General features: G+C 70.6%; 10 protein-coding genes. 5 read left to right on the forward strand and 5 right to left on the reverse strand.

Annotated elements, in window-relative coordinates; translation table 11 throughout:
• Nucleotides 1-20 precede the first annotated feature (20 nt).
• Nucleotides 21-887, reverse strand: coding sequence for an NAD(P)H-binding protein (locus OG242_RS31940; RefSeq protein WP_331738773.1), 867 nt, complete (start codon nt 885-887; stop codon nt 21-23).
• A gap of 126 nt (nt 888-1,013) precedes the next feature.
• Between OG242_RS31940 and OG242_RS31945 the strand changes: the two genes are divergently transcribed.
• Nucleotides 1,014-1,685, forward strand: coding sequence for a ScbR family autoregulator-binding transcription factor (locus tag OG242_RS31945; RefSeq protein WP_331738776.1), 672 nt, complete (start codon nt 1,014-1,016; stop codon nt 1,683-1,685).
• A 30-nt stretch (nt 1,686-1,715) separates the two neighbouring features.
• Here the strand turns inward: OG242_RS31945 and OG242_RS31950 are convergent, their stop codons facing one another.
• From OG242_RS31950 to OG242_RS31960, 3 genes are all read right to left on the reverse strand, one after another.
• Entirely contained in the window at nt 1,716-3,212 is a 1,497-nt protein-coding gene (locus tag OG242_RS31950) for an FAD-dependent monooxygenase (protein WP_405901792.1), read from the reverse strand.
• 104 nt (nt 3,213-3,316) lie between these two features.
• Nucleotides 3,317-3,709, reverse strand: a complete 393-nt coding sequence (locus tag OG242_RS31955; protein ID WP_331738782.1) for a DUF6009 family protein — start codon at nt 3,707-3,709, stop codon at nt 3,317-3,319.
• Complete coding sequence (locus OG242_RS31960; protein WP_331739128.1) at nt 3,706-5,211, reverse strand: phage/plasmid primase, P4 family; 1,506 nt, start codon at nt 5,209-5,211, stop codon at nt 3,706-3,708. Before OG242_RS31960 ends, OG242_RS31955 begins: the two co-directional genes overlap by 4 nt.
• Before the next feature lie 715 nt (nt 5,212-5,926).
• Between OG242_RS31960 and tap the strand changes: the two genes are divergently transcribed.
• Both tap and tpg read left to right on the forward strand, forming a co-directional pair.
• A complete protein-coding gene (gene tap / locus OG242_RS31965; protein ID WP_331739129.1) occupies nt 5,927-8,101 on the forward strand; it encodes a telomere-associated protein Tap in 2,175 nt (724 codons plus the stop codon).
• A 12-nt stretch (nt 8,102-8,113) separates the two neighbouring features.
• Nucleotides 8,114-8,668: a telomere-protecting terminal protein Tpg gene (tpg, locus tag OG242_RS31970; protein WP_331738785.1), complete on the forward strand. Its 555-nt coding sequence runs from the start codon at nt 8,114-8,116 to the stop codon at nt 8,666-8,668.
• 294 nt (nt 8,669-8,962) lie between these two features.
• On the opposite strand, the gene OG242_RS31975 is transcribed toward tpg, so the two are convergent.
• Complete coding sequence (locus OG242_RS31975; protein WP_331738788.1) at nt 8,963-9,919, reverse strand: ScbA/BarX family gamma-butyrolactone biosynthesis protein; 957 nt, start codon at nt 9,917-9,919, stop codon at nt 8,963-8,965.
• A gap of 504 nt (nt 9,920-10,423) precedes the next feature.
• On the opposite strand from OG242_RS31975, the gene OG242_RS31980 reads away from it, so the two are divergent.
• Nucleotides 10,424-11,008, forward strand: a complete 585-nt coding sequence (locus tag OG242_RS31980) for a ScbR family autoregulator-binding transcription factor (protein WP_405901803.1) — start codon at nt 10,424-10,426, stop codon at nt 11,006-11,008.
• Between the two features lie 312 nt (nt 11,009-11,320).
• A complete protein-coding gene (locus OG242_RS31985) occupies nt 11,321-12,136 on the forward strand; it encodes an AfsR/SARP family transcriptional regulator (RefSeq protein ID WP_331738794.1) in 816 nt (271 codons plus the stop codon).
• Nucleotides 12,137-12,148 lie beyond the last annotated feature (12 nt).

Genomic DNA, 12,148 nt, shown 5'->3' on the forward strand with positions numbered 1-12,148 from the left:
GAGGAGGGACTGAACGGAATTCAGTCCCTCGCGTCCGGCGCCGGGCAGAACGCGTCCAGGTGGTCGGCGGCCCAGTCGCGGAACGTCCGGGCGGGGCGCCCGAGCAGGGCGGGCAGGGTGGGGTCCACGACCGCCTTGGAGCCGCTGTGCTGCCGTCTGGCGCTCTCCAGGAGGGCGTCGGCGATACCGGCCGGGTGGCGCGCTTCGAGGGCCGTACGGGCCTGCTGGGGGCTCAGCTCCTCGAACCGGAGCTCCTGGCCGAGGAGGCCGGCGAGCTGGGCCGTCTGCTGGGCCGCGGAGAGGGCCTGAGGCCCGGTCAGGGTGTAGGCCCGGCCCGCATGGTCCCCGGCCGCCCCCGTCAGGGCTCGTACAGCCGCCTCGGCCACGTCACGCGGGTCGACGCAGGCGTTCACCGAGGTCCCGTACGGCGCGCGCACCACCCGGTCGGCGCGGATGGAACGGGCCCAGGACAGGGTGTTCGACATGAAGGCGCGGGGTCGCAGCAGGGTCCAGTCCATGCCGGAGGCGCGCAGCAGCTCCTCGTTGCGGCGCTGGTGGCGGGTGATCAGATCATCGGCCCGGGGGTCGATGACGGCGGCCGCCGAGAGTTTGACGATGTGCCGGACGCCGGCGGCGCGGGCTGGCTCGAGAAAGCGCGCGTCGTCGTCCCCGTCGGGGTTGGTGACCAAGAAGGCGGTGTGGACGTTGTGCAGAGCGTTCGTCAGTGACGCGGGGTCCGTGAAGTCACCGTGGACGATCTGGGCGTTCCGGGTGGCGCAGGCGACCCGTGCGGGGTGCCTGGCCATGATGCGTACGGCCGGGCCGACGGGGAGGAGGCGGACCACTTCACGGCCGATCGTCCCGGTTGAGCCCGTGACGAGGATCATGGTTTCCCTTTCCTGCCGGACATTTCCCCGACCAGGGCGGAGGGAAAGGGCCGGCCTGTAAGATACGAACTGGACGGTTTATTTACACTCCCCACGATCGACCACCCTGAGGAGGGAGGAGGCAGAGTGGCTGAGCAGCTACGGGCTATCCGCACCCGGCAGACGATTCTTTCGGCGGCGGCCAAGATCTTCGAGGAACAGGGGTACCAAGCAGCCACGATCTCCCAGATCCTCACCGAGGCGGGGGTGACCAAGGGCGCGTTGTACTTCCACTTCCACTCCAAGGAAGATCTCGCCCAGGGCGTTCTCTCCGAGCAGGACCAGCGCATCATCGTGCCGTTGCGGGCGTCCAAGATGCAGGAGATCGTGGACGTCGTCATGCTGCACGCCCACCGCCTGCAGACCGACCCGATGGTGCGGGCCGGTGTCCGGCTGTCGATGGACCAGCAGACGCAGAACCTCGACCGCAGCGGTCCGTTCCTGCGGTGGGGCGAGGTCGGGCTCGACCTGCTCCAGCAGGCGCAGGCCCAGGGCGAGTTGCTGCCGCACATCTCGCCGCCCGAGACGGCCGAGGTCATCGTGGGCTCCTTCGCCGGTATCCAGTCCATGTCGCAGGCCGTGTGCGAGTACCGCGACCTGGTGGTGCGGGTGTCCGCGCTGATGCGTCATCTGCTGCCCAGTGCGGTAATGCCTTCGGTGCTGGCCTCGCTGGACCTGTCCGAGGGCCGGGGCGCCAAGGTGTACGCGGAGGCGCTGAAGGCGGCCGACCTGCGCGACGTCCTGGAGACCGCGAGCTGACAGCGCCGGGGCGCCCCGCATTCCGCCGGTCTAGCCGGCAGGGGCGCCCGGTCCGAAGTACGCCGTCAGCACCTGCCCGAGCTTGCCGTCGCCGGGCACCCAGGCGAGATGGCCGTCGGGCCGCAGCAGTGCCGCCTCGTACGGTGCGGCGGGGGCGGGCCTGGCCTCGACGGTGTGCAGGATGCCCTCCCATGCCCGGGCCGCCTCCTGGTGGCGGGCCGCCTTCTCTCCCAGGAGCAGCAGGTGCGGCCGCCCGTCGTGCAGAAGGCGGATGACGTCGGTGTCCCCGTCCGGGGTGCTGAGCGTGGTGTTGGCGAGGTACGTCCCTGCGGCCGGGCCGCCCGCGCCGGTGGGGTCGGGCAGGACGGTGTCCTGGGCGCTGATCAGGCCACTGAGGTGGCCGCTTCCGCTCTCCGCCGCGAGGAGACCGGTGAACACCGTGCGCAGCGCCTCCGCTTCGGGGCCGGGGCGCATCAGGGCGAGCTGGGCCAGGGTGCCGTCGATGACACGGCGGGCGAGCGGGCGGCGTTCCGCGTCGTAGCTGTCCAGCAGTTCGGTGCCCGCTGTGCCGTGCACCGCGTGGGCCAGTTTCCAGCTCAGGTTCAGCGCGTCGAGCGCCCCGGTGCTCAGGCCCTGGCCGCCGATCGGGAAGTGCACGTGAGCGGCGTCGCCGACGAGGAAGACCCGTCCCCGGCCGAACGTGCGGGCCAGGCGGGCGAAGTCGCTGAACCGGCTGAGCCAGTGCGGCGAGTGCATCGCGATGTCCCGGCCCGCGATGTGTGCCACCTCGCCGTGGAGCTCGTCCAGGGTGACGGGGCGTCGCCGGTCCTCGTGGGGTCCGGCGCAGTTGAGCGTACGGAGGTGGGTGCGGCCGCCGTCGTGCTTGGCGACGATCCAGCCGCGCGGGGTGCGGTGCCAGCCCTTCGGCAGGTCCCCGGGATCGGCCAGTGTGACGGTTCCCATCAGCGCGGACACCGTCGCCGGGACCGTGTCGGACTCGATGCCGGACCGGGTGCGGACCGTGCTGCGGGCGCCGTCCGCCCCGACCACGTACCCGGCGCGGAGGACGGCCGGGCCATGAGGGCCTTCGGCCGTGACCCGTACACCGCTTCCGTCCTGTTCGACGTCGGTGACGCGGTGGCCGCGAAGGATGCGTGCCCCGGCCTCACGTGCCCGGGTCTCCAGGTGCCGTTCCAGGTCGGCCTGGGCGCACTTGAGCACCGGTTCCGGTTCGTGCGGGGGAGCGGTGATGGTCAGGCCGGGGAGCCCCGCGAAGTGGAAGGCGCTGGAGGTCGGTTCCGGTGCGTAGGAGGGGTGGGGTGGGCCCGGCAGGTGGCCCCGGCGGGCCAGTGACTGCACCGCGCGGGCGTGCAGCGTGGTCGCCCTGGGCTGGTCGGAGACCTCGGTCCTGGTTTCCAGGAGTACGGTGTCCACGCCGTACGCGGCGAGTTCGGCCGCGACGAGCATGCCGACCGGGCCTCCGCCGGCCACGAGCACCTGGGCCCGGATGGGATGTTCCCCCTGCACGGTGGCGCCTCTCTGTCCACGGTTCTTACCGACGACAGAAATATACCGGACGCGCTGTTTCTTATCCATCCCGGCAGGCGCCCGATCCTGATGTGGAAGTACTGCTACGGCCGGAACTCCCGGGCAGCGGACGAGGACATCGGGCCGCCCTCCGAGCGCTCGGTCTTGTGCCCCTTGCTGCCCGGGGCGAGTGTCCGTACGTCCACGGCCTCGGCCGGTGCGCCCCGGGCGTACAGACCGTCGGGTTCGCTGTCCCGGTCGTGGGGGAGCAGCCAGAACACCCGGCGGCGGAAGGTGCCCGAGGAGCGGGACGGCTTGGCCTTCGGGCCGAGCAGGGCGTAGCCGACCATTCTGCCGTCGCGGTGGTAGGCGGGCCTGCCGCGGCGGGTCGGGAGGCGGTCCAGGCTCTGGCGGACGTAGTCGAGCACGCTGATGTCCTCGAGCCACACGAGGTCCACCTCGTGGACGATCTCGTCCTCTGCGATGAGGGCGCTCATACTGTCTCCTCGTCCGCGAGCAGGCCGATGCCCGGGTAGTACTTGCGCTGGTTGGAAAAGATCATTTCTTTCGGTGACGCCAGCCCCACCACTTCCCGGATGTGCGCCGCGAAGGCTCGCGACGAAATCGCCGGAACGCCCTCATTCTGGCACCAGCGTTTGTACGCCGCGTAGAGCTGGGCCTGTTCGGCCCGGAGCCCGGCGTCGAGCCGGCACGTCTCGCCGACGAAGCGCCCGGTGTGGTCCTCGGTCTCCGCGTACACGGTCGTCGCGATGCGCACCCTTTCAGGGCCGGACAGGTCCTTGTCGCCGCCCAGGTAGCGGCGGGCGCCCTCGATCAGCCAGTTGAGGATGCCCGGGCCCTCCTGGGTGACCAGGATGTCCGCCAGGTTGTCGATCTTGCGGTCGTCGGAGACGACCCGCTCGAACGGGATGAGTCGCATGCGCCGCCAGAACGCGAAGCCGCCCGTGCCGACTTCGGGGCGGTGGTTGCCCAGCAGCCACATCTTGTGCGTCGGTTCGAAGCTGAAGAAGTCCTGCCGCATCCGGCGGGCCTTGATCCGGTCCCCGCCGGTCAGCAGCTTCACCCGGGCCTCGTCGAACCGGTCGCCCGGCTTGACCTCGCTGCACACGATGACCCGGCGGCCGTGCAGTTCGGCGAGGTCCGTGGGGTGGCCCTCGTACGGGCGTGACATCAGGAAACCGGGCGGCGCCGCGTCCGCGTAGTCCCGCAGGAGCTTCATCAGGACGTCCAGCAGTACGGACTTGCCGTTCTTGCCGGAGCCGAACAGGAACGGCATCACCTGGCCGCCGACGTCCCCGGTGATGGAGTAGCCGAGCAGCAGCTGCAGGAAGGAGATCATCTCCTCGCCGTCCGGGCCCTCGCCGAAGGTGTCGGCGAGGAAGCGGTCCCAGCGCGGTGTGGCCATCGTCCGGGGCGCGGCGGAGGTGGTACGGGAGTGGAAGTCCTTGGTGGGCTCGGCGGGGCGGATGCGCCCGGTGCGCAGGTCCACCACGCCCGCCGGTGTGCACAGCGCGTACGGATCGGCGTCCAGCATCGCCGCGTTGAGCACCATGCCCGGCGCCGACTTGGCCTGGGTCAGCATCGCGTTCATCCCGCTCGTGCTGAGCGTGCGCCTGCGGTGCTGCTGGAGCGCGGCCGGGGTGAACAGTCCGCGCGGATCGGTGGTGGCGAGGGACTCCGCCAGGTCGCCCGCCGACCACATCACCGTGTCGTCCTCGTCGAACTGCCAGCGGGTGCCGTCCCAGCGGAACCAGCCGATGCCGGGCACGTGCCGGTAGTCGTTGCGGTAGAGCCTGACGAATAACTTGGCATTGCCCCGGTCGGTAAGGGTGTCGGGCAACAGCCCGTCCGCCTCGGCTCCGCCCGGTGCCGTTCCGTCTGCCGGGACGTACGGGGCGTTCTGCCGGGGCGGTGCGACGGGCTGCGCGAGGATCTGCGCGGCCACTGCCTGCGCGTCGAAGGAGGCCGACGGCAGCACCCTCTTCTTGTCCGCGCTCACGCGCGCCCCCCGAGGGCCTGCGGCCCTGGCGCGAGGGGCTGAACCGGCCACCCCTGGCGCGCGCACCGCCGGGCTGTCGTCAGAGGCTGCGCAGCGACCGGTGCAGCTCTCCTGAACTGGCGTGGGTCGCCGCGCGAGACCCGCAGTTCAGCTGCCATTCACTTCCCCCATCAGCGACTGAAGCGACTCAACTCGCAAAATCAGATTAGCGAAACCCCCGGGGGAGAAGAGGTACATGCGTCAGAACAGATGTGCCAGCGCCGAAAACACCTCAGCTACCCAGCGACCTGGTCGCGAGCGGCTCCGAGTCGCTGAGCCGTTGGCCGTTTCGCTGGGAAGATCGCAGGTCACAGCGTTTTGGCCGGCCGGGAAGCGACTGAAGCGACTGAAGCTCCCCATATATGACGCACACGCGCACGCACGCCAATGGCTCCATATACCTAAACGTTGGGTCGCTTCGGTCGCTCGGTGTTCCGGCCGAGCTTGTGACCTGCGGTTCTTGTCGGCGAATGACAGCGACTGAGCGAATGGCCGGCTGCTCCGGTCCGGTCGCTCAACGTGTGAAAGCCTTCCGGTCGTCTCCAGTCCGTCTGAAGCACGTCTCCAGCAGCCGGCCACGGACATGCGCAATCCGTGCGACATCTGCGAGGCGTTCGATGAGCGGTTCGGTAGGGTGGCGCCAGAGGTGATCGCTTTGTCCCACGAGGAGCAGCTGCTCTTCAGCGCGGTGGACGCGCTGCTGGAGCAGATCGCGCAGGACCCGCTGCCGCCGCCGGCCGAACGCAAGCGCCTGCGCGAGGCCGCCGGGCTGAGCCAGGACCAGGTCGCGAAGGCGCTCGGCAGCCGCCGTGAGTCGGTCGGCAACTGGGAGTCCGGACGCAGCGAGCCCCGGCCGCCGAAGCGTGCCGCGTACGCCCGGCTGCTGGAAGGACTTGCGGCGCGATGTGCACCGGAGCCGGTGGCGGAAGCCGTCGAGCCGGTCGAGCCCCCCGCCGCTGCGGAGGCCGTCGCCCCTGCCGTCCCCGCGCCTGCGCCCTCCGTCGGGCCCGCCCAGCGACCCCGTACGACCGAGAGCACCGCGACTGCTGACGAGCCCCGTACGACCGCGAACGCCGAGGCGCCACACGCGCCGCAGGCCTCCCGTGCCCCCCGCTACGAGCACGGCCCGCTCGCCGTCGTCGATGTGGACGGGGGCGAGGTGTCCGCGTACTGCGTGGGCGGTCTGCTGCTGGACGTGCCCGCCAAGTCGCTGCCCGCCCTCGTCGAGTGGGCGCTGAACGAGGCGGACCTCGGGGCGCCCCGGCTGCACCCCCACGGGCAGGACGCCGACCCGCTGCTCGTCCTCACCGAAGCGGCGTGCGAGCGCTTCGGGCTGCCCGTACGGCTGTCCCGGGAGGAGAGCCTGGCGGGGAGACTGCCCGAGGGGCACAAGGCGCTCAAGCAGCTGGAGCGGGCGGAGTGGAAGCTGACCCGGCGCGGGTTCGGGCCGTGGGCCCGGATCTACCGCCCCGCACGGGGCTCGCGCCGCAGCTGCGTCCAGCTCTGCGTGCCGTCCTGGAACGCGCTCGACGTCCGGCACTGGGACGGCGCGGCGCACCTCCCGGCCGCCGAACTCGTGCGGCTGCTGGGCACGTACGCCTCGCGCGTGATGACGCCCCGGGGCTCCACCGCCGTCACCGGGCTCGAACTCATGACGTCGCTGCACCCGCCGACCCGGGCGAGCGCGCCCGACGCGGACGGCAAGCGGCACAGCGAACGCAACCCCGGCTCGCTCGGCACCGAACCCGTCGAGTGCGCCCCCTGCGAGGCCCCCGACGGGCACCCGCTCCTCGCCGGCCTCCCGCGCTTCCACCAGCGCGGCCCGGCCGAGATGCTGTTCGAGGAGGCCTACGACTGGGCGCGGCCCCTCACCGACGACGAGTGCCTGAAGCGCCACCTGGTCGGCATCGACGTCAACCTCGCCTTCGGCGCGGCCGCCAACGGGGCGGCCGTCGGCCTGGAGGCGCCCGTGCATGTGAACGGGCCCGCGTTCGATCCGGCGCTGCCCGGCTCCTGGCTGGTGGACCTCTCGCACGTCGACCTGTCGCACGTCGTGATCGGCAAGCAGTGGCGTCGCCTCGAAGGGGAGCTGCTGCCCAGCCCGTTCACACCGAAGGGCGACCGTCCGGAGGGACCCGCCTGGTACGCGACGCCGACCGTCGCCTACGCGGTGGAGCTCGGCTACGAGGTGACGCCCGTCGAGGCGTGGGTGCGTCCGGCCAACGGGCGCTACCTGGACGGCTGGTACAAGCGGCTGCGCGACGCGTACGTCGCGACCATGGCCGACCTCGGCGTGACCGAGGGCATGGCCCCCGACGCGTTCCTGGCGGCGATGGACGGCTACCGGGCCCGCGATCCGCAGCTGGCGGTCGTGCTGTCCGCGATCAAGGCGACGGCCAAGGGCGGCATCGGCAAGCTGCGGGAGCGCCCGCGCGGTGGCGGCTGGCGCCCCGGCAAGCCGTGGCCCGCGCTGAGCCGGCCGACCTGGCGCCCCGACATCCGCGCCGCCGTCATTTCCCGGGCCCGGATCAACATGCACCGCAAGATGGTCCGGCTCGCGGACGCCACCGGCCAGTACCCGGTCGCGGTGCTCTCGGACTGTGCGGTGTACGCCTCCGACGGGCCCTCGCCGCTGGACTTCCTGCCGTACCGGGACGGCAAGCCGATGTCCGGGGGCTTCCGTCTCGGGGTCAGCCCGGGAATGGTGAAGCACGAGGGCTCGCAGACCACGCTGTGGGCGGAGGCCGTCCGGGAGGAGTACGGTCCGGAGCTCAACCTGGCCCGGTACATCAAGGACGGCACGGTCACCGCCGCGGACGACGGAGAGTAGGGCAACCAGCCGATGAACACGGTCGGGGAAGGTCTCGACGAGGCGGTCCAGCGGGCGTTCACCCGGCCCGCGCCCAAGTCGGCCGGTGCGCAGATGCGGTACCTGGTCAAGCAGCTCAAGGGCACCCGGGCCGTCGCCGCACTGCTGGGTGTCACCCAGCGCACGGTCGAGCGGTACGTGCGCAACCAGCTCAAGAAGCCACGGCCCGACCTGGCCGCCCGGATGGACCGGGAGGTCAAGCGGCGCTGGCAGCCGCAGATCCAGGCGAAGGCCCGGAAGGCCGCGGCGACCACCGACGGCATCGTCATCGACACCCGGGCCCGGTTCGGGTACACGGCGGCCCCCGGTTCCACCGACGACGCCCGGCTGCGCCACCTCACCGTGGCGCTCCCGCCGGCGTACGCGGCCCGGCTCTTCGAGACGCGCGAGCAGGGCGGCAGCGACCGGCAGCTCCAGGAGATCGCGGCCGAGGGGCTCCAGGAGATCTACTTCAGGGACGGCGGGCGCAGGGCGCAGGGTCTCCTGGTGGAGTACACCGACCTGGAGCACGTGGCGTTCGACCTCTGACCGGGCGTCATGGCGCCCGTTGGGAGATGCTGTTCCGCCTGTACGTGGGAGGCCCCGCCCTCCTTCAGGGGCGGAGCCTCCCACGTACAGGTACGAGCGGGGTCTTCGGTCGCTTCGGTCGCTGTCCCGCGGCGTGCATGGGCGTGACCTGCTGGTTCGGTGTGCGACCGGGGCAGCTACCCAAGGTGCGTGGGGCGTTTCCCGTACAGCCGACTGCTGTTCACCGCTCAAGAACAGGCTATCCGGTTTGTTCCTGGGGGAGAGGGAGGCCCCGGCGGCGGACGGACCGCCGGCTCAGTCGACCGGGCCCGTGAGCATCGAGGTGAAGACGTCCTTGCCGTCCTGGCGGCCCACGACCTCCAGCGTCACCATGTTGCCGGCTTCGTGCGACACCCTGGTCACCTCGACCCAGCAGGGCCGGTCGAGTTCGGCGTACTGGTGGAAGTCGTTCGAGGCGGCGGCGGGGGTGAAGGAGTGGGGCGCCATCACGGCGCAGGCCGCCTGACGGGCCGCTTCGAGCAGGACCATGCCGGGCACGTGATCGCCCTTGTGATCGAAGAGGATCGGGTGGTTGAGGTCCGGGGTCAGCAGCCAGCGCGGGTTCACACCGCCGGAGCCGGGTACGTCGGAGAGCACCACGTCCGTGGCGAACGTGCGCCCGACCATCGACGGCGGCAGCAGGGTGCGGTCCGGGTACGTCTCGGCGGCGACCGGCGGCTGGGCGACGCGGCTCTGCCGTAACCGGTTGTAGACGGCCGGCGGGATCACGGAGATCTGCCCGGTGCCGCCCGCCAGGGGGCGGCCGCTGCGGCGGAGCGCGAACTCGAACGCCATGCGGCTGGCCACGCCCCTGCGCCGGACGATCTCCGTGCACCGGGTGTCGAGATCGAAGTCGGTGGGGCCGGAGGCGATGCGCAGGCTGGCGGTGTCCGTCGTGTAGGTGATGTTCGACATCACGAAGTTGTGGCCCAGCGGCACGCCCAGCTCCACGTGCGAGACGTAGATGCCGGCCTGACGGAACGTTTCGGCCACCTGCAGCGGATCGTGGCTCGCTCCGTCGAGGCTCCGGAACATGGTGTGAGCTCGCGGCCATTGGCCGGTGAGCGAGAAGCTCACCCCGTCCTGGGTGTCGCACCCGGTGAGGAACACCTCGGCGACGGAGTCACGGTGCACGTACTCCTTCGCGACCGTGGTGGTCAGCCGCGGTGCGGCCGGGAGAGCGGTTCTGGCTTCAGCAGTGGTGAGACTCATGGGGCCCCCGTCTTGAAACCTGTGTTCGGCGACGCCACTTAAGATACGGACCTACCGGTTTTCTTCAATCGGCCCAAAAGTAAAGGGTTTACCAAGGATCGTCTGTTTACTTGAATATCTCATTCCGTTTCAGCGCTTCGGATCGATCGGCGTTCCTCCTCAATAGGCCATAAAATCGGGCATATGCCCTGCGCATTTCTGCAGCCTCGCACGCGAGCGCCTGCACGACCACCAGAAAAAACCTATCGGACGGTTTCCTTTGCTGGGTTCGGAGTGCATTCCTCCGGGAGAACGGCTGGAGAAACCAACTGTTTCCGTGCACCGGCCGTCCGGGCGGCCGACTCACATGCAAAATGATCAGCTGAACTCGATGGATCGCACGTCGCAGCACTAAACCAACCAGCCGTGCGGTTTGCTAAGGTGTGCACGAGTCAGTACGGAGAATCCAGGGTGAATCGGACGGCTGCATTGCCGAAGTCCTGGCCCCGCCCGGAGGAGGACATGATGGTCAAGCAGGCGCGAGCGGCTGTGACACGTCAAGCCCTCATTTCGGCTGCCGCGGAGGTCTTCGGCGCCGACGGGTACGCGATGGCGACGCTGCCGGCGATCAGCAGCCGGGCCGGGGTGAGTTCGGGCGCCCTCCACTTCCACTTCCCCAACAAGGAGGCGCTGGCGTCCGCGGTGGAGACCGCGGCCGCGCAATCCGCGCTCGCGCTGGCCGAGGAGAGCGCGAGGGCAGCGAAGGGCGGCCGGCTCCAGGCGCTCGTGGCCGCGGTCTGCCGGCTGATGGACGCCGTCGCCGACGACCCGGTCGTGCGCGCGGGCTTCCGGCTGGGCGGCGACCCCTCCCGCAAGAGCGAGGCCAAGCTGCACGACTGGTGGTACGAGTGGGTGCGCAACGCACTCATCCAGGCGCGCAGGAGCGGTGAACTGGCCGAGGACGTCTCGGCCGAGGACGCGGCGGTGGTCGTCGTCGCGGCGACGCTCGGTCTGGAGACCCTCGGTGCGACCGACCGGTACTGGCAGTCCGCGGAACGGGTGGCCCAGCTCTGGTCGTTCGCGCTGCCGCGGCTCAGCCCCGCGGAGTAGCGGGCGCGTGGGCCCCGACCTGCGCACTTCTGTGCGTGTTGTCGGCCACCGCGGGCGCGTAAAACAGTCCACACGGTTTGTTTGGGCGGACGTCATCTGTGTGCCATGACGGGCTCAACGCTCTCCCCTTTGCCCGCTTTCGTCAGTTTTGTGGTGGGTTGATTCCTCCTCTGGAGGATCACTGGGGCTGCACATGAGAGGAAACAGGCGGATCGGTTTGGTATTGACATACCGCCTGCGCTGTTTTTAAATCGATGCGTCAGCAACAGTTCCGGGCCGTCCGAGACGGCCGGGAGATGACGGGGAGACGGCGTGGACATCGACGTACTCGGCACGCTTGCCGTGCGGGAAAAGGGCGCATCGATCACACCGACCGCGCCCAAGCCCCGGCAGGTGCTCGCCCTGCTGGCGCTGCACGCCGACGAGGTGGTGCCCGTGGGCACCCTCACCGAGGAGCTGTGGGGGAGCGAGCCGCCCCGCAGCGCCCGCCCCACCCTGCAGACCTACATCCTGCAGCTGCGCGAACTGATCACCGTCGCGCTCGAACAGGACGGCGACGACACCCGCACCGCCAAGGACGTCCTGCTCACCGTCCCCGGGGGCTATTTACTGAAGGGCGGCGAAGGCGCCCACGACGTCCGGGAGTTCGAGCGCCTGGCCGGCATGGGATACCGGGCCATGGACGCCGAGGACTACCCCGAGGGCGCACGGCTGCTGCGCGAGGCCCTCGCCCTGTGGAGCGGTCCGGCACTCGCCGACGTACACACCGGGCCCCACCTGGACACCCAGATCAAGCGGCTGGAGGAGAGCCGGCTGTGCGCGCTGGACCAGCGCATCGAGGCCGACCTCAGGCTGGGCCGCCACCGCGAGCTGCTCTCCGAACTGACCGTCCTGCTCAGCAGGTACTCCACCCACGAGAGCCTGTGCGGCCAGTACATGCTGGCCCTCTACCGCTCCGGGCGGCGCGGTGAGGCGCTGGACGCCTACCAGCGGCTGCGGTCCACGCTGGTGCGCACCCTGGGGCTCGAACCCTCGCCCGCGCTGGCCAAGTTGCAGCGCTCCATCCTCATGGCCCGCCCCGAGGGCGTCGCGGGGACCGGCGGAGTCCGGCTCGCCGAGATCGGCTGACCGGCCCGGGCG

Origin of the sequence: Streptomyces sp. NBC_00727, from assembly GCF_045161745.1 — a bacterium.
In the GTDB taxonomy this organism is placed as follows: domain Bacteria; phylum Actinomycetota; class Actinomycetes; order Streptomycetales; family Streptomycetaceae; genus Streptomyces.